This is a genomic window from Calothrix rhizosoleniae SC01 (genome assembly GCF_900185595.1).
Classification (GTDB): domain Bacteria; phylum Cyanobacteriota; class Cyanobacteriia; order Cyanobacteriales; family Nostocaceae; genus Calothrix_A; species Calothrix_A rhizosoleniae.
The window spans coordinates 1-17876 of sequence record NZ_FYBH01000388.1 but is presented as its reverse complement, the minus strand read 5'-3'; the positions used below and the strand labels follow the sequence as shown (position 1 = coordinate 17876).

Here is a 17876-nt window from a genome sequence, read left to right as displayed (position 1 = left end):
AGGTAGCACTTACTCTCAGTAATTTAGCAGCAGATTACAAATTACAGGGGAATTATGCCAAGGCAGAAACTATGCTCCTGAGAGTATTGAGAATTGCCGAACAAAAACTAGGGGCTAACCATCCTAAGATAATAAAATTCCGCAAAACTATTCAATTTCTGCGCAATAATCAAAAACAAAAAGAAAGGGCTTGAAGGATTTCCGAGTTTCATTGGCAGACAAGTTTATTACCTTTACTTATTCCCCTCCAGCCAAACAGATTACAATCGCATTACCCGCTTATCGACTTATTTTACAATACTTAGATTTTTTCGATAATCAAACCGTATTCCTATACTTGATTTGCGTATTAACACTAGGTTAAGCCGGTGAAGGAGTGGAAGAGTGTAGATGCTCGGAGAACGGCTTCTCGTAGAGTAGGAGGGAAGAGTTAAAAACTGTCAACCACCAACCACCAACCATCAACCATCAAATCTTCACCGATATCCCTGCCAAGGTTTAACATCCAATTTACCACTGGGTGAGAATTCTACTTGGTAATGAGCTAGAGGCTCTTGATTATTAGGGGCTGCAACATTAGAGCCATAAATTGCCAAGAACATTTTTGGTAAAGGCGTTTCTCGGAAATTATCAAAAGCAATTTGATTGAGGGGTTCATAATCAGCAATAATACCATCTTTTTTTACCGCCACTCGATACTTCAACACCTGTTTATAGGTGGGAGTACCTCCCCAATTTTCCCGGATATTATCATAGAGTTTTTGTCTTAACTCTTTAACTTGATTGGGAGCTGTAATTTTTGCCCCAATGACATCTGGAGTTCTGATATACCCATTCCAAGGACTGATTTCTAAAATCTGATTTTGCCGAAAAACTACCCGGAATTGAGCAATGGGTTCGCTAGTAATCGGTTTTTGGTTAGCGGGATTGTAGAGTAGTTGGGGTAAAGGAGTTGTTTCTATTTCCTCATTCGCTTGTTTATTCACAGCTTTATAACCAACAATGGCACCATCTGCTGCGACACCAACACGATAGACTAAATCTTGCTTTAGTGTCCCTCGATTCTTCCACTCAGGATTAATTTGATTATAAACTTGGCGATTTAATGCCTTTAACTGAGATGGATTATTAATTTCGGGGACTTTTTTTAAAAGAGCTTCTAAATCTTTAACAGGAGTTGATGTATTGGTATTTGTGGAACTATCAGGGTTAGTAGCTGTAGGTGTAGTACTTGCTTGTTTGCTGGTAGTTGATGTTTGATTGGGAGATGGAGATGCAGCAGCTTCTACACCAGGTTTGTTAGACAGAGTTTGTTGGGTTGGGCGGTATTCCGGAATTGGTAACATGCCAAAAGCAACCGCAGCAGTAGCTAAACTTGCAACTCCCACACCTGCAGGAACAGCTTGTTTTAGTAACCCTTGAGCAGCACCACCATATCCCCTGGAAACTGGCTGTAATTCTAAAGATAGCTCTGGTAAAGTCTGACTATCAGCAAAAAACTGATCCACGGCTTCAACTAAATCAAATAGCTGTACCGTATTTAAATTTATCTTAAATACTGATCCGTTGCCATCTTTATTTGCGCCGCTCCCCAGGGGAGCATTCCTTGAAGACTGGTTATCTTGCAACCCCATTTCAGAATGAACAATTAATTGATGTTGGTTGTTGTCTAATTTCTCTAGCTGTACTAACTCCGATTCCACATTATGTGCTTGAGGATTAGATACATGACTGAGAAATTCTTGAGCATAAGCACTAACTGCTCTGACTAAACTTTCAAAAAATTCCCGCCCCCCTGTTAGTGGTTGATTAACTCCCGATAAATGACATTCTGCATTCACTAGAATCGAGAGAGGAGGACGAACTTCTTGTAAGTTTTTTGCCTTGGCAGCATCGTTTAAACCCTCTAAAATTAGAGTACAGTTAGGTAAACTATATTTGCGTTGGATATTCATGCTACTTCACCATCAAACAAACTAATCCAGAGTCGTTGCATACCAGCTGTCCCTGTACAAAAAAGTAATTGTCCCAGAAGACTGATAGCTAAATCATCTAATTTTTCATCAGAACTTAATGCCAAAAACCCAGAGCGTCGCTGATTCATACGACTTTTAAAATGTACTCTAAATCTTTCTAAATAATTAGCGAGTCGTAAATTTTGTTCCAAGGGGATTTGTTTCTCATGTAGTTGCTGATAAATCATCAACAACTGGCGGATTACCACAGTTAATCGTCTAGCTATGTAGCAAGCAATGATTACCAAGGCTTTTGCTTCCATAATAGTTAAAGGGCGACGGACATGGGCACGGCGTAATGGATTAGTACTACGCATCCGCCATAAATTAACTCGATTTTTAATAATTTCTTTCAAATCTAGTTCTTCCGCAAATCCCAGAATTGCTTCAGAACCTCCTAATTCTAAAGCTTCAATAGCAAGTAAAAGTAGGTCAATTTGTAAACAAGTTTTACGAGGACAACCCTGTCCTTCAACTGCTGGTTCCGGTAAATTTTCCAGAATCATTGGTACTGGCTGGGGGATGGGACTATCTAATGGCGTTATACTACCGGCGGATACGTTCATTACTAATACCTTGTATGGCTTCTATAAACTGAGTACATCTAATTTAAGATAAGTAGTCTAACAAGAATAAGTTTGATAGGGACAATAGTTAAGTTACTTATATTAGTTCACTTATACATAAATTACTTACCGATTGGGTGCAAAGTTTTCCGTATATTTACAAATTTAATGGTTTTCAGCAGAAGTTTACCCCCTTTATAGTGGTTGTCATATTACATCCCTAGTTCATTTTAGATTTTACTAATAATCGTAAATGCTTCATTATCGTTGGCTGTTACTCTCAAGGGTATGGCATTATGGTGTACGATTTCTCAGGTATACACCTGCAATTGATCCATAATTAATAAATCTGGATTAATGGTCAAAAGTCGGTACTACTAGAATTCATTCATCCTTTGCAAGTTTTATGGATTTAAAGTCTCTCATTCGTGATGTTCCAGATTTCCCCAAATCTGGCATTCTATTCCGCGACATTACTACTTTACTACGGGATCCGGATGGACTACGCCATACCATTGACTCGTTCACACAAAAGTTTGTTGATGCGGGTATTACGGCTGATTATATTGTGGGCATGGAATCCCGAGGTTTTCTGTTTGGTACTCCCTTGGCTTATCAAATGAAAGCAGGCTTTGTCCCTGTACGTAAACCCGGAAAGTTGCCATCAGCAATTCACTCTATTGAGTATGAGCTAGAATACGGTACTGATTGTTTAGAAATACATCAGGATGCTTTACACCCAGGAAATAAGGTACTGATTGTGGATGATTTGATTGCTACAGGGGGGACAGCAAGTGCTACTGCTAAGTTAGTTAACAAAATTGGCTGCGATTTGGTGGGATTTGGGTTTATTATCGAGCTACAAGATTTACAAGGACGCAAAAATCTACCAGATGTGCCAATTATGACTCTGGTGGAATACTAATTATATAGTCATGGCAAAAGTCTGACCAACTTCCGACTCCCGATTCTCCACTCCCCATTTTCTAGCTAGCCTCCCATGAACAAATGACTTCCCCCTATGGGGTGCTGATAACTGACAAAATGAACTGACCAATGAATACAACATCAAATTCATCTGCTTGGGAGACAACTAAAGAAGGATTGTTGAAGCTAATTACGAGTGAAACTTTTCTTTATATTCTCAAGAGAGTCTCTCAGGCTGTATTAACCTTATTTTTAGCATCAGCACTATCATTCATAATTATTCAACTTGCGCCTGGGGATTATGTGGATACCCTCAGACAAAATCCCAAAATTTCTCCAGAAAGAATTGAGGAACTTAAACAACAGTTTGGACTAAATCGTTCTTGGGCGGAGCAATATTTTCTTTGGCTATGGCGGATATTTTCCCAAGGTGATTTTGGTACAAGTTTTATTTACCAACGTTCAGTAGCTTCAATGATCAGTGAGCGAGTACCCGCTACCTTATTGTTAGCGATCGCATCTTTATTTTTCACTTGGGCGATCGCAATTCCTTTGGGTATTGTTGCTGCTGTCAAGCAAAATAAATGGGCTGACCGAATTCTCCAAGTTCTGAGTTACGCTGGGCAAGGGTTTCCCAGTTTTATTACTGCTCTATTATTACTGATTTTTGCCCAAATTACTACCCCTTTATTCCCTGTTGGCGGTATGACTAGCGTCAACCATGCCGATTTATCTTGGTTGGGGAAGATGCTGGATATTGGCTGGCATATGATTTTACCCACAGTGGCTTTAAGTATTACAAGTTTTGCGGGTTTACAACGTATTACCCGTGGAGAGATGTTGGATGTATTGCGTCAAGACTATATCCAAACGGCACGGGCGAAAGGATTGCCAGAAAACAAAGTAATTTATGTTCATGCCCTGCGTAATGCCATTAACCCTCTAATTACCTTATTGGGTTTTGAGTTATCTAGCTTATTAAGTGGTGCGTTTATTGCAGAATTTTTCTTCAATTGGCCAGGTTTAGGTAGATTAACATTGCAAGCTGTACAGGCACAGGATTTATATTTATTAATGGCAAGCTTAGTTATGGGTGCGGTATTGTTGATTGCAGGCAACTTAATTGCAGACCTATTACTGAAAGTCGCTGATCCTCGTATCCGTCTCGAAAATTTGAACTAGTTCAACAATTTTGGATTTGAGATTTTGGATTTTGGATTGGAGATTGCTATTATCTCCTTCACTCTCTTACTCCCTCACTCCCTCACTCCTCCACTCCTCCACTCTTCCACTCTTCCCCTACACTATGTTTACTGAAGTTTACTACCTAGTGCGATCTCCAGCAGATGGTCGGCATTTAACAGCACATCCTAAAGAGGAAGGGAAAGGCTATCTGTTGTTATTTCGCGAACATTTTGATGCTTTAAGTTATTTAAATACCCATGCTGGAGAATTAGCAAATCGCTTGGCCGTGGAGTCTATTCCCGGTTCTCAGCTAGAGGGATTGCTGCAACGATGGGGTTTCGCTGGCATAGGTATTGTTACTGATCCACTATTGCCGAAAATTGAATTTTTGAAACATAGTGGTAGGTAGAAGCTGATTCTATTTTTTCCACGTTTCCGAAAATAATGGGTCTAAATCCTCGCCCTTGTAGGGCGAATTTTTGCCATAATTGCTTATGGTGAAATTAAATTGTCTCAGGTAAAATATCCACCGATACAGGACAACCCATGTAGGTGGAACACGACAGTTCGGGAAACAATAAAGATAACTCGGTGGTGAATACGAGTGTAAGCATAGCTGGCGAAATCAACAAAGTAGCAACCCCCAGAAGTGAAAGTTTTTCAATTTTCTCATCAAACCGAAGGTATCGTGGGGCGCACCATAACTCTAGGCCGAATATCTTAGTACGCCTCTGGAGATGCGACCCTCTGGGATTATCTAAGTTAAGCTTACTAATTGGTTCTATTGAACGGTTAGACAGTTTAAGTATTGCTTGCAAGAGATAGATGATTTAAAGGTCTGTCTAAGAAGGAGGAAACCTAAATAGGGTCTGCTGAATAACTAAAAAATATTGATTTATCAATGCTTTGAGGCTATTTTATTGGGGAAGGGCGCACAAGGAAATTAGGATTTTAGGTTTAAAATCCTTGCATCTGTTATTTTTGATGGCAAAAAGAATAGAAATAAAGAGGCTGGAAATACTCCCTACTCCCTACCTCCACCAAAAGACTTTTTCAGCAAGCCCTAAATAGTGATATTTAGAATCTCCGCTCCTTTAGAACGGAGAGAACGTCAACCAAACACACTATTCACAACAAGCGATGCTCCCTAGGGAATATCGCTTTAAATTTCTTCGATTGACTTGCAAAATGAAAAGCACCCATACCCTAAAAATCTGCAAACTTATCCGTCGCCTCAATTAAAGCACTCAAAATACCCGGTTCACTCATAGAATGTCCTGCATCTGGAACCACTATTAATTCTGCTTCTTGCCAAGCTTGATGCAATTCCCAAGCTGATATCATTGGACAGACAACATCATATCTACCCTGGACAATAACAGTAGGAATATGACGAATTTTTGCCACATTTTTGATTAATTGGTCTTCTGCTGACAAGAAACCTTGATTGACGAAATAATGACACTCAATTCTGGCAAAAGCTGTAGCAAATTCACTATCCCCAAAACTTTGCATTAATTCGACATTGGGAAATAGTTTACTAGTGCTTGCTTCCCAAATAGACCAGGCACGGGCAGCTTCTAACCTGACTGCTAAATCTTCACTTGTCAAGCGTTTGTAATAAGCACTTAACATATCGTGTCTTTCTGCAACAGGTATGGGTTGAATATATTTCTCCCAAGCATCGGGAAAAATATTACTAGCACCTTCTTGATAAAACCATTGCAATTCTTTTTGTCGTAGCATGAAAATACCCCGGAGGATTAGTCCGGCGCAACATTCGGGGTGAGTTTGACTATAAGCCAATGACAAAGTGCTTCCCCAACTTCCCCCAAAAACAACCCACTTATCTATACCTAAATGCGATCGCAGTTTTTCAATGTCTTTGACCAAATCCCAGGTTGTATTTTCTCGTAATTCAGCATGGGGAGTACTTTTACCACAACCCCGTTGATCGAACATGATTAACCGCCATTTATCTGGGTGGAAATATTGGCGATACACAGAGGGACAACCACCACCTGGTCCTCCGTGGAGTAATACTATGGGTTTACCTGCGGGGTTTCCTGACTCTTCAAAATGAATAGTATGAAGATCGGATACTTGTAATTTACCTTGTTTATAAGCTTCTCTGGATGGGTAAAGTTGGCGCATTCTGCATCTATTAACTATGTTTATTGTTTAATTTTAGGATCAATCATGGGGTTCCCCTAAGATGGCGCTATACGCAAGTAATAAGTAATAAGTTTACTATTCATAGGTTTGGGCTTTTAACAATGTCCTAACGTAATTGCGTAGTGCTATACCATTGGGAATTTGAGATTTTGGCATAAGTATCAAAATTTAAAAAGAGAGAGTTGATCAATCTTTTCTGAATAGAAAAATGCCTTAAGTTAAGTTCAGCCTGGAGCACGATGTCAAATAAGTCAATAAAATGTAAGACTAGATGCTAATCCAATTATGAAATCTGCTGAGCAATTTTGGCTATAAAAAATCTAAACAATAACCTCATTTCCAAACAAGAAAAGACATTGGCTCCTGGCTATCAATTTAGCTGGTTTGATTGGTTCTGCTTGTGGTACCCTCCAGGCTGGCTAATTTTATTCAATCGTCATTGGCAACATTATCATACCGATCCAGATGGCTGGAATTGGTTAGAGTATGGGTTATTTTTGCTTCCTGAAGGCTTTTATATAGCATTATTGGTGCGCTGGTTACGTTTTAGTTTTGCATCGCTCCTGAGGCGACTATTTTGGAAAACATCACCACCTAAAAATCACAATAAGTTTGACCCCAATTATCAACAAGCTTTTCACCAAGAAATTCTCAAACCTATTGTGGAATATTATTTTCAAGCAGAGTTACAACAAATTGAAAATTTACCAAATTCAGAACCCTTAATTGTGGTTATGAACCATGCAGGAATGTGTTTTCCCTGGGATTTTCTCACCTTGGGATACTTATTAACTAAAACACGGAATTGGGTAGTACAGCCTGTAGCTGGTTTATCTTTATTTGACCATCCTTGGGTAACTTGGTGGCTACCTTCTGGATGGTCACAAGTTTTAGGGGCTGTGAAAGCGGAAATTAATGATTTTACCCATGCAATGGAAAAACGCAAAATTATTCTTTATGCACCGGAAGGTTTACGGGGACCACGGAAAGGTTGGAAAAAACGCTATCAATTACCAACCTTTGATGGTAGCTTTATGCAATTAAGTCAACGCAATCAAATCCCAATTCTGCCTGTTATTTGCATTGGTAATGAAAATTTACATCCTTGGACTATAAATGTGAAAAAATTACAGAAACTCTTTAGCTTACCTTTTTTACCTGTATCACCTTTAATGCCAATATTTTTACTTTTCCCTTCTATGGGCATTTGGGCAATGAAATCCCATTTACGTTACCATATTCAACCATTGATTCAAACACAATCCCATCCCCAATTACCTAACAGTCGAACTCAGGCTTATCAAGCAGCACAAATGTTAAAAGTCGCTATGCAATCTCAGCTTGATAACTTATTGCAAAAATAGTTAAGTAACACCAAAAAATAAATTACCAAATTCCTGGTCTTGAACTACTTGCTTCACTCCTCTTGTTTCTCTACATTCCAAGTGGTTAATTATTTTTTTATTTGGAAGTCCCTCATACATCTAGTTGGGCGAAATAATCTTTTTCAGTTATCCTTGTATTTAAGATTGTTAAAATAAACAAGTTATATGCGCCATTAAAAATAAAGGATTGCAAACTATAGTCAATAATCATTGAGTAGAGTGTAAATATATTGAGATTTTAAGATTATTCAGATTCTTGGCATTACAGTATAGACATCTCATCAATATTGAATATAACAATGGGAGTCATAAAGAATATGGATATCTCTAAGTTAATTGCCAAAATCACCCAGTATATTACTGAAGCTGCTATGCGGATTTTTGGGCCTGATGATGATGAATATCCCTCTACTGGAGTACAACCATTTACAGGCGAGCCTTATAACGAAAAGACAGCAGATTCTTGGTAATCAAAAAATTAAAAATTGAGTTATGGCTATAGCTATGTAAGTTGGGATGACCCACTACTCCTCTTAATATACAAGGTTGGGTTGAGGAGCGAAACTCAACATTATCAATCCTTTTTTAGGTCACTCTTCGAGAAGCCGCTCTGCGTTTAGACTTCATTCCAACGCCACTTGCTATAACCCGGGGAACCCGCGCAAAGCAGCAGTTCCCCAACCTACCATTGTTCTAACTGAACTACATTGAGCTATAGATGGAATCCTTAGAGGTGGATACTTTGTTGTACGATCCACCTTATTTTATTTAAATTCATAAATGTATCGATATTAAGCTATATAGCGAATGGAATAAGCTATAATATTTATACTGAATCGATAGTATTTTTTATTACGATTGCTAATCGATTAACAATTTCCGGTAGCAAAATGGGCTAGCTCTTGTATACAGCTAATATGTGGTCGATAACACGAGAATTTACTGTTTTTTTAAGTAACCATTGATTGCAGTAGTTTTATTTTATACTTCTAATGCTTGGCTAGAAAGTTTGCCAAAATATAAAATATCAGATATATTTATTTCATATATTATAAATGTAAATATACTTAGTTCTTAATAAAAATTTTTGCTGATTATCCCAAGGACTGCCCATGCTGAAGCTTAAAACAGCTATTTTGGAAATCTAACCACAATAAATAAGTGAAAGTAATACCTGTATCTTATTGCTGATATTACTTACGAGAAGAGACTAATTTTAGTAGATAAATTCTTAGTTATTCAATGTCTATTTAATTACATTGTGATTGCATTTAGACAAAATTGTATTAAAGTATACTCAGTATATTTAAAAAGCAAATGTATTTTACTTTTTAGTAACATTTTTTTAATTTTTCCAAATATAATGTAACATCCTGTAAATCCTTCTTTGCCAAAGGTTTCGTGGATGCATTACTATTTTTATTTTTCTAAAGTTACTAACATCTACGATAAAACCCCGATCCACTTGATCAAAAAATCATGCTAGTCTGTTGCAGTCATCAATAAAAAGTGAAAGCGGAACGAGTTCAGGTTATGAATTGAGTTTCAGTAAAACTGATACATAATTTCAAAAACATTAAAACTAAAGTTCTTCAGTCGCTTAATAAATCGGACGCATGAATCAAAAAAAATTGTGGATCACTGTCGCTTTGTCTACGGCTGTTTTGGGTATACCCTCAACTGTTAACGCACAAACGACCGGAGGAAAGGTAGACTCTTCTCCATCTTTACCCAGTGGTGATGTGGTTAAGGTGGGAGAGTTCCAATCCCCAGCAGCGACACTTTTCCAAAAAAATGTAATTACAAAAGTTCATACTCACAACCTGGAAGGTCGTCAGGCTGCAACTTTATTTGTCCATAATATTCCCGTAATTACCTTTCTTGGCTCTGAATCAGCTGCTAGTGCTGAAACAAAATTAGGAACCATAGGTAAATTTAACAGCGCAGATTTGTTGGCTTTGAAAAATAACAAATCTATAAAAATAGCTGGAAATGGAAATATCAAGGGCATTATTAATCAAGACTTATCCACTAGTAACGACCCTGTAAGCAGAGCTGGTGCATTAGCCGCCAAACTAGACCAGCTAGCTAAGACCGGAGTGGATGCAAGCAAGATTAATGTTAGTTGGAAAGGAAACACTAATAAAAGTGTATCTCCTGAGAATGCTTTATCTGAAGCATATGTAATTAAAGTTAATGATGCAGAACTGGTAGAGATAAACGATAACACAAGACTACCAGATACAACCAAAGACTTAGGGCAAGATGCTTTGCAAGCGACTAATCGTTTGCGGAGATTAATAGGCAAGGCATCACCTTTAAAGGAGATTGCCAATTTACCAGATGTTTCTAATTTAACACCAGATTCCTCGGAACAAATTCTGATTGCTCACCATACAACGGGGTACAGAAGAAGGCGGCGGCGTAGTTTGAGAAGCAGAGTCGGTGGTATCTTTAGAGGTCTAGCTTCTTTCTACGGTTATGATGGCTCCAGTAATAAAACAGCTTCTGGAGAGAGATTTCACCCAGAAAAAATGACAGCTGCCCATCGCAGTTTGCCTTTTGGTACAAAAGTTCGGGTTACGAATCCTAGTAATGGTCGTTCGGTTGTAGTGCGTATTAATGATCGCGGTCCATTTATTCGCGGTAGGGTAATTGACCTCTCTTATGGTGCGGCGCGGGTATTAGGAATTATTCGCAGAGGAGTTGCACCGGTGAAAATTAAGGTTTTGGGTAGGTAACAATGAAGCTCTGGGGACAAAAGAAAACAATCAAACGTAAAACTTTATAATTGATTCTGGATCTTTTGCCAACAAGCCTCAACGGGCATTTATATATCCTATCTTTGATCACAATTCCCCTAAAAATCTAGCCTCTTCCTTAAATTTCGGATATAAATTAACGGGGGAAAGCTAGATTAAGACTAGGGGTATTTTTGTGCGCCTGCTGACAACTATTGCAGCTTTGCGCTGCTATTTGGCTAAACGCCGTTTAGAAGCTGATATTTTCGGATTGGAACAGCTGAATGCTTGGGATGGGATTGATTGGTCTTGTACTGTTGTGGGTTTAGTTCCCACTATGGGAGCTTTGCATAGGGGACATTTAAGTCTAATTGAAAGAGCACGGCAAGAAAATCATACAGTGATTGTCAGCATTTTTGTTAATCCTCTGCAATTTGGGCCAAATGAGGATTATCAACGTTATCCCCGCATTTTAGAGCAAGATTGTCAACTATGTGAACAAGCTGGAGTAGATGCGATTTTTGCACCGACTCCGGAAGAAATAGGAATACCTCTGAAAAGTTTAGAAATATCTCCGGTTACACAAGTTATCCCACCATCTGTTATGATATCTGGCTTGTGTGGTCATTCTCGGCTAGGTCACTTTCAGGGTGTGGCTACGATTGTGACCAAGCTTTTTAACTTGGTACAGCCAGATCGAGCTTATTTCGGTCAAAAAGATGGTCAGCAACTAGCAATTATTAAAAAGTTAGTGGCTGATTTGAGTTTGCAGTTAGAGATTGTTGCTTGTCCAACGGTGCGAGAACCATCCGGTTTAGCCTTGAGTTCCCGCAATCAGTATTTGACAGCAACTCAAGTACTGCAAGCAGCCGGGTTGTATGGTGGCTTGCAGCAAGCTGAAGTTACATTTCGCTCGGGTGTGCGCGATGCTAGCACCCTGATTGCTGTGGTGCAAACAGCTGTAGCACAAATTAGCAGTTTATCCGTGGAATATATTGAATTGGTTGAACCGAATACGTTAATGCCTATAGATACAGTTAAGGAAGAAGGAATGCTAGCGATCGCCGCTCGTCTTGGTGATACTCGTTTGATTGACAATACCATCTTGCGCGATCGCCAACCCATTATTGCTATTGATGGACCTGCTGGAGCAGGAAAATCTACTGTTGCTCGTCAAGTTGCAGCTAAATTAGGATTAGTATATTTAGATACGGGGGCAATGTATCGAGCTGTAACTTGGCTAGTACTGCAACAGAAAATTTCCGATAATGATGATTGTGCGATCGCAGAATTAGTTAGTCGGTGTGTCATTCAACTAGCTCCTAGCCAGGATAACAAATATCCGGTGCAGGTGTGGATTAATGGTCATCATGTCACCCAAGAGATTCGTTCCGTTGAGGTGACATCCAAAGTATCAGCGATCGCTGCCCAAAAGGCTGTGCGCCAAGCATTAGTAAAACAGCAACAAAGTTGGGGTAAAAAGGGTGGTTTGGTTGCGGAAGGAAGGGACATTGGCACCCATGTTTTCCCGGATGCAGAAGTAAAAATATTTCTCACAGCCTCCGTGGAGGAACGAGCCCGTCGCCGCCAACAAGACTTTCAAAAGCAAGGTCAACCAGAAGTATCTTTGGAACAATTAGAAAAAGATATTGCTGAACGGGACTGGAAAGACAGTACTCGCAAAGTTTCTCCCTTGCAAAAAGCCACTGATGCAATTGAGATTAACACTGATGGATTAGATATACCTGGGGTGACAGAATTAATTATTCACCATTCTCAACAGCTTTTATCTCATCTGTAAAACGGAATGATGGTTGTGAGTTACTTCTATTATCGAGTAGTCTCACAATCAATTATGTTAAGTGATTTACTTTTGGCTTGCTTGGTAACACGAATAGCACTAAACTATATGGGGTAGGGGGGGATATTGCTTAAATCAGTGAGCAGTGAACAGTGAATAGTTATCAAGCTTATGGTGGGGGATGAGCGATCCGCCACCAACACTTTCCAACAATTGGTGGGGGACTTAAACCCAGGTGATACAAGCTGATAACTGGTAACTGATAACTAATAACTGTTAAATAGCCTTTCCTGATCCGTGGTTTCTAAGTATTTTTCATACATCTTCAAGATGAGTAAATCCGTAAATACCATGTTCAATAAAATTGCTACCAAGCTCCAAGACTGGTTTCCAGCACCAGAGGTACACGCTCATTGTGATGGTCCTTGTGGTGTTTACGACCCTGCATCTGCCAGAATTACGGCTGAAGCAGTATATTCCATGACTAAAAAAATTCTGGAGTTGGAAGTTCCTGCTGCTAGTGATGCAAAAGCAACAATTGCTTATCAAAATACATTATCTCGCTACATTGCTATTAAGGAAGAACAAGCTCAAAAAACTAAAGAAGATATATTAATTCTTTGGACTGATTACTTTAAACCAGTACACTTGGATGCATATCCTGACTTACACACTACTTTTTGGCAGGCTGCAAAATTATGTTCTGCTTGTAAAGTAGAAGTAAGCTTACAACACGCCCAAGAACTCCTAGATGCGGTACAAAAAATCCACCAAATTTTCTGGGCTACTAAGAATCGAGATATCACTTGGTATAAAGCAAGTTAAACCTCATCTAACTTGAGAACTGTAGTTTTCGATCCATGAATTTGGGATTGCTTGCTTACGTCGCAATGACACATCCAAATAATCATCAACTCCAGGTTTCAAGATGGACGAGGTTTAGTATTATTTAACTAATCAATTCGGCTAGAGTTATTTCTGGAAAAAAGTTATGCTTGAGGAGATAGGCACTGGTAAGAAGTTATTACTATTACTTCTAGGTGTCAGGAGGAGACTGCGTATTACAGGTTCTTCCATGATTCCTCTATTACAGCCAGGAGAGGAAATATTATTTAATCCTCAAGCTTATCAACAAAAATTTCCACAAGAGGATGATATTGTTGTTGCACAACATCCGTTCCAAAATCAAAAAATAGTTAAAAGAGTGGCTGTGGTACTTGAAGATGGGTCTTGTTTTCTCATCGGAGATAACCCTTTAGCAAGTACCGATAGCCGTTCTTATGGTTTTGTGACTAAGGACAAAATTTTAGGTCAAGTAACTCATAAGTTTCCTTAGCCAATGGTCTTAAGTAATAAGTAATACTTGAGTCCGAAAATGGTTATAAATCCTCTTGATTCATGAAGACAAATAATTAAAATTAATCATTCTTTGAATTCTCTGGCTTGAGACAGGGTTTAAATTTATTACTTGTGAAAAATAGTGCCAGCTATTACTACACTAAATAATTGGGAATTGTTTATTGGTCACAAATTGAATTTTATGGATAGTACAGAGCTAGCACAATACATAGAAGCCACAGACGGAATCTCCAAGCCTTGGTTGTTAATCCAACTGCGGCTAAAAAAATTGGAAGAGCGGAAGATAAATCTTTCAACCCATGAATATATGCACGAGTTGGAAGATATTCACCAAGACTTGATGAATTTAGGAGAATGGTGGCGTGGGATGGAAGATAAAGTATTTTAATTGAAGTTCATGGATTACAAAGAAGCGGGAGTTGATGTCGAAGCTGGTAGAGCCTTTGTGGATAAAATTCGCAATTTGGTTCACAGCACTTTTCGCCCGGAAGTGATTGGGGGTTTAGGCGGTTTTGGTGGCTGCTTCCAATTACCAGGCGGTTACAAAGAACCAGTTCTGGTTTCTGGTACGGATGGTGTGGGTACTAAGCTCAAAATCGCCCAAATTCTCAATCGCCATGATACTATTGGGATTGATTTAGTGGCAATGTGTGTGAATGATGTGTTGACATCTGGGGCAGAACCACTGTTTTTTTTAGATTATTTGGCAACTGGGAAGTTAGAAAAAGAACAATTGGCGGATGTGGTTGCTGGTGTAGCTGATGGCTGCAAGCAAGCTGGTTGTGCGCTGCTGGGTGGAGAAACCGCAGAAATGCCAGGGTTCTACCAGGTTGGTGAATATGACTTGGCTGGCTTTTGTGTGGGGATTGTCGAAAAAAGTCAAATGTTAGATGGTTCTCAGGTACAAGTAGGAGATGTTGCGATCGCTCTTCCTAGTTCTGGGGTACATAGTAATGGCTATAGCTTAGTCAGAAAAATCATAGCTGATCAAGAATGGCAGTGGAGCGATAGCCCAACAATATTTAATGATCAAACTTTAGGAGAAACTTTTCTCATACCCACCCGTATATATGTAAAACCGATTCTCGCTGCACGACAAACAGGGTTAGAAATTCATGGTATGGCTCATATTACAGGAGGTGGATTACCGGAAAATCTACCCAGATGTTTGGGAGTAGGACAAGCAATTGAGATTAATCCCCAAACACTACCAACCCCTTCTGTATTTCAGTGGTTGGCGGAAAATGGTGGAGTTAGTCCCCAAGCTATGTACAACACCTTTAATATGGGGATTGGATTTGTATTACTAATACCACCCCAACAAGCAGAACAAGCAATTAGTTTCTTCCACAATCAGCATATATCAGCTTGGGCGATCGGCAAAGTGGTTCATGGTACAGAGAAAATTTCAGGCATACCACATTAAACAACTATTTGCAAGCAGTAATCAGAAAATAGATATAAATACCTATTATATCACCTCTAATTCAAAAAAATATTGTTCTGATTAGAAATTTTTCATACCATATCCCAAAGAATTTGCTAACCTATTCTTAACATATTGAAAAATATTACCAAGGAAGACTAATCAACAAATTATCGTCTTGATAGTAAATTCCGGGTTGAGAATGTTTACTCTTGGAGTCCTAATAAACACCAAACAAATTTTAGAGGGGGTTATGGTTGTAAATTTTGCCCAGACTACTACTGCTTCCAGTAGGGATTTAAAACAAGTATTTGAGAATATTGATGCTGTAAGCTGTCCTAGGTGCTTTAATTTTCATATGCACACCGTTTACTCTGATGGTAAATTGGAGCCGAGTCAAGTAATGGAGCAAGCTATGCTTATTGGTTTGCAGGGATTAGCCATTACCGATCATCATAGTGTTGGTGGATACTATAGGGCTCAGTCTTGGTTAAAAGAATGGAAGTCTAGTCATCCTGGTGTAGATACTCCTCAATTATGGAGCGGCGTAGAAATTAATGCCAATATTTTAGATGTAGAGGTTCATATTTTGGGCTATGCATTTGATCCTGAGAATTTCTCCATGCAGCCCTATCTACAAAGAAAGATTACTTCCGGAAAAGCATATCAAGCACCTAATATAATTGATGCTATTCATGAAGCTGGTGGAGTTGCCATTCTGGCTCACCCAGCCCGGTATCGTAAATCCCATTTTGACTTAATTCCAGCAGCAAAAGCAATGGGTATTGATGGTGTAGAAGCTTTCTATGCCTATAAGAATCCTAAACCTTGGGCACCAAGTTCTATAGAATCGCAACAAATGCAAGAATTAGCAGATAAATACAATCTTTATTGTACTTGTGGGACTGATACTCATGGTTATAGTTTATTACAGCGATTGTAAACATAGAATTTCGCTTAATTACTGTTATTACATTTCAGAATTATCTTTTTGGTCATCTACATCACCAATTATTTGCAGTTCATAATAGATTGAAAAATAGATAAAACTGCAAAAGGTTATTGAAAAATAACTCTATCCCCAAAAATTAGGAATTATATAGTTAACCCATTTGACTGCAATCAAATATTGCATATGGATGTTAACTACCAATCAGAGAATTCATATCCTAGACAAAAGGTTTTCAATCATTCACAGCGTTTTATAGAAGGTTGGTATTGGGCAATACCTTCGCGAATGCTCAAGAAAGGAGAGATAAAAACTGTAGAAATTGTAGGCAGAGAACTAATAATTTACCGCAGTACAGATGGACAATTAATATGTTGTGATGCCTACTGTCCTCATCTGGGCGCTCATTTGCATCAAGGCATTGTAGAAGATAGTAGCATTCGTTGTTCTTCCCATGGCTGGAAGTTTAATGCCGAGGGTATTTGTATAGAAATTCCTTGTTTGGACGAACCATTACCATTAAAGATTAAAACTTGGCCTATTGACGAAAAATATGGAATAATTTGGATTTGGACTGGTAAAATTGCCCAACAGCCCTTACCTTATGTTCCAGAGTTAGAGCTTCAAGCATGTGCCAGTAGTTTGGGAAAAAGTTTTGTCAAAAATTGTCATCCCAATGTAGTCATGATTAATGCTATTGATGTTCATCATTTTAATACAGTTAATCCTTGGTCACGGGAGATTTTATTTGACAAACAAGAACTCAACTACAATGCAATTAAATTTGATCGAACCATACAACCTGGTGAGGGCTTTTGGTGGATTAATTGGATACGCTGGTTTTGTAAACATAATATTCATTACAGTATTTGTTACTGGTATGGCTGCATCGGTATAGTTACTATTGGACCCGATTTTTTACATTTACATATTATGTTTGCCCTGCGTTTATTAGAGGGTAAAAAAGCTGATATTCAACCAATTTTTATTACAAAAAAATACTCTGGTATATTTGGCTCTATTGTTAACAAATTGATTCTGTTACTGACTAAATTTTTGAGTATATTTTTAATCAAAGGAAAGCGGCGGATTTTGCGTCAAATTTCCTTTAATTTTCAAACTCCAACCAGAGCAGATTTATCTGTTATTCAATTTGTACAACACATTAATAAACAAAAAGCACTCAACTGGAGAACTTGGCAAGAACCCATACCACCACCCCCTCCAACTGGAGCCAATAATAGGGATGTTTTAACTAATGATTAAATTGGGTAATTTTGTCAGTTGAAGCACCAAACCTATGAACAATAAGGTGGGCACTGCCCACCCTACCAAATATGTTTCTTG

The 17876-nt window shown here is 38.6% G+C and carries 17 protein-coding genes; 14 read left to right on the top strand and 3 right to left on the bottom strand.

Annotation, left to right across the window (positions count from 1 at the left end):
- A partial coding sequence (locus tag CALSC_RS23850; protein WP_143288354.1) for a tetratricopeptide repeat protein occupies positions 1–194 on the top strand: 194 nt, incomplete at its 5' end.
- A 282-nt stretch (positions 195–476) separates the two neighbouring features.
- Here CALSC_RS23850 and CALSC_RS23845 read toward each other — a convergent pair.
- Both CALSC_RS23845 and CALSC_RS23840 read right to left on the bottom strand, forming a co-directional pair.
- Positions 477–1955 (bottom strand): DUF4335 domain-containing protein, encoded by a 1479-nt coding sequence (locus CALSC_RS23845; RefSeq protein WP_088243723.1) that lies wholly within the window; start codon positions 1953–1955, stop codon positions 477–479.
- Positions 1952–2581, bottom strand: a complete 630-nt coding sequence (locus CALSC_RS23840) for a DUF3038 domain-containing protein (RefSeq protein WP_088243722.1) — start codon at positions 2579–2581, stop codon at positions 1952–1954. Before CALSC_RS23840 ends, CALSC_RS23845 begins: the two co-directional genes overlap by 4 nt.
- Before the next feature lie 406 nt (positions 2582–2987).
- Between CALSC_RS23840 and CALSC_RS23835 the strand changes: the two genes are divergently transcribed.
- From CALSC_RS23835 to CALSC_RS23825, 3 genes are all read left to right on the top strand, one after another.
- Positions 2988–3506, top strand: a complete 519-nt coding sequence (locus tag CALSC_RS23835; protein ID WP_088243721.1) for an adenine phosphoribosyltransferase — start codon at positions 2988–2990, stop codon at positions 3504–3506.
- A gap of 131 nt (positions 3507–3637) precedes the next feature.
- A complete protein-coding gene (locus CALSC_RS23830; RefSeq protein ID WP_088243720.1) occupies positions 3638–4690 on the top strand; it encodes an ABC transporter permease in 1053 nt (350 codons plus the stop codon).
- A gap of 124 nt (positions 4691–4814) precedes the next feature.
- Complete coding sequence (locus CALSC_RS23825; RefSeq protein ID WP_088243719.1) at positions 4815–5102, top strand: hypothetical protein; 288 nt, start codon at positions 4815–4817, stop codon at positions 5100–5102.
- 797 nt (positions 5103–5899) lie between these two features.
- Here CALSC_RS23825 and pip read toward each other — a convergent pair.
- The gene (gene pip, locus CALSC_RS23820; protein WP_088243718.1) at positions 5900–6847 is read right to left on the bottom strand and encodes a prolyl aminopeptidase; all 948 of its coding nucleotides are present in this window, start codon (positions 6845–6847) and stop codon (positions 5900–5902) included.
- Positions 6848–7173: 326 nt separating this feature from the next.
- Here pip and CALSC_RS23815 point away from each other — a divergent pair, with 326 nt between their 5' ends.
- From CALSC_RS23815 to CALSC_RS23775, 10 genes are all read left to right on the top strand, one after another.
- Positions 7174–8232, top strand: coding sequence for a 1-acyl-sn-glycerol-3-phosphate acyltransferase (locus tag CALSC_RS23815; RefSeq protein ID WP_088243717.1), 1059 nt, complete (start codon positions 7174–7176; stop codon positions 8230–8232).
- A gap of 338 nt (positions 8233–8570) precedes the next feature.
- Positions 8571–8723: a hypothetical protein gene (locus CALSC_RS27125; RefSeq protein WP_200817733.1), complete on the top strand. Its 153-nt coding sequence runs from the start codon at positions 8571–8573 to the stop codon at positions 8721–8723.
- A gap of 1146 nt (positions 8724–9869) precedes the next feature.
- Positions 9870–10994, top strand: coding sequence for a septal ring lytic transglycosylase RlpA family protein (locus CALSC_RS23810; RefSeq protein WP_088243716.1), 1125 nt, complete (start codon positions 9870–9872; stop codon positions 10992–10994).
- 196 nt (positions 10995–11190) lie between these two features.
- On the top strand, positions 11191–12795 hold the full coding sequence (locus tag CALSC_RS23805) for a bifunctional pantoate--beta-alanine ligase/(d)CMP kinase (RefSeq protein ID WP_088243715.1): 1605 nt from the start codon (positions 11191–11193) through the stop codon (positions 12793–12795).
- A gap of 351 nt (positions 12796–13146) precedes the next feature.
- A complete protein-coding gene (gene sodN / locus CALSC_RS23800; protein ID WP_088243714.1) occupies positions 13147–13620 on the top strand; it encodes a superoxide dismutase, Ni in 474 nt (157 codons plus the stop codon).
- Between the two features lie 166 nt (positions 13621–13786).
- On the top strand, positions 13787–14131 hold the full coding sequence (sodX, locus tag CALSC_RS23795) for a nickel-type superoxide dismutase maturation protease (protein ID WP_088243713.1): 345 nt from the start codon (positions 13787–13789) through the stop codon (positions 14129–14131).
- Between the two features lie 204 nt (positions 14132–14335).
- Entirely contained in the window at positions 14336–14542 is a 207-nt protein-coding gene (locus CALSC_RS23790; protein ID WP_088243725.1) for a hypothetical protein, read from the top strand.
- Between the two features lie 9 nt (positions 14543–14551).
- Positions 14552–15580, top strand: a complete 1029-nt coding sequence (purM, locus tag CALSC_RS23785) for a phosphoribosylformylglycinamidine cyclo-ligase (protein WP_088243712.1) — start codon at positions 14552–14554, stop codon at positions 15578–15580.
- A 253-nt stretch (positions 15581–15833) separates the two neighbouring features.
- Positions 15834–16523: a PHP domain-containing protein gene (locus tag CALSC_RS23780; RefSeq protein WP_088243724.1), complete on the top strand. Its 690-nt coding sequence runs from the start codon at positions 15834–15836 to the stop codon at positions 16521–16523.
- Positions 16524–16715: 192 nt separating this feature from the next.
- Positions 16716–17795 carry an aromatic ring-hydroxylating dioxygenase subunit alpha gene (locus CALSC_RS23775; protein WP_088243711.1) on the top strand — a complete coding sequence of 360 codons (1080 nt, stop codon included), beginning with the start codon at positions 16716–16718 and terminating at the stop codon, positions 17793–17795.
- Positions 17796–17876: the final 81 nt, after the last annotated feature.

Bases quoted from the DNA above. Each gene is read 5' to 3' on its own strand.
- sodN (WP_088243714.1), top strand. From the start codon at position 13,147: ATGTTCAATAAAATTGCTACCAAGCTCCAAGACTGGTTTCCAGCACCA.
- pip (WP_088243718.1), bottom strand. From the start codon at position 6,847: ATGCGCCAACTTTACCCATCCAGAGAAGCTTATAAACAAGGTAAATTA.
- purM (WP_088243712.1), top strand. From the start codon at position 14,552: ATGGATTACAAAGAAGCGGGAGTTGATGTCGAAGCTGGTAGAGCCTTT.
- CALSC_RS27125 (WP_200817733.1), top strand. From the start codon at position 8,571: ATGGATATCTCTAAGTTAATTGCCAAAATCACCCAGTATATTACTGAA.
- CALSC_RS23835 (WP_088243721.1), top strand. From the start codon at position 2,988: ATGGATTTAAAGTCTCTCATTCGTGATGTTCCAGATTTCCCCAAATCT.
- CALSC_RS23790 (WP_088243725.1), top strand. From the start codon at position 14,336: ATGGATAGTACAGAGCTAGCACAATACATAGAAGCCACAGACGGAATC.
- CALSC_RS23825 (WP_088243719.1), top strand. From the start codon at position 4,815: ATGTTTACTGAAGTTTACTACCTAGTGCGATCTCCAGCAGATGGTCGG.
- CALSC_RS23845 (WP_088243723.1), bottom strand. From the start codon at position 1,955: ATGAATATCCAACGCAAATATAGTTTACCTAACTGTACTCTAATTTTA.
- CALSC_RS23775 (WP_088243711.1), top strand. From the start codon at position 16,716: ATGGATGTTAACTACCAATCAGAGAATTCATATCCTAGACAAAAGGTT.
- CALSC_RS23810 (WP_088243716.1), top strand. From the start codon at position 9,870: ATGAATCAAAAAAAATTGTGGATCACTGTCGCTTTGTCTACGGCTGTT.
- CALSC_RS23780 (WP_088243724.1), top strand. From the start codon at position 15,834: ATGGTTGTAAATTTTGCCCAGACTACTACTGCTTCCAGTAGGGATTTA.
- CALSC_RS23830 (WP_088243720.1), top strand. From the start codon at position 3,638: ATGAATACAACATCAAATTCATCTGCTTGGGAGACAACTAAAGAAGGA.
- CALSC_RS23840 (WP_088243722.1), bottom strand. From the start codon at position 2,581: ATGAACGTATCCGCCGGTAGTATAACGCCATTAGATAGTCCCATCCCC.
- sodX (WP_088243713.1), top strand. From the start codon at position 13,787: ATGCTTGAGGAGATAGGCACTGGTAAGAAGTTATTACTATTACTTCTA.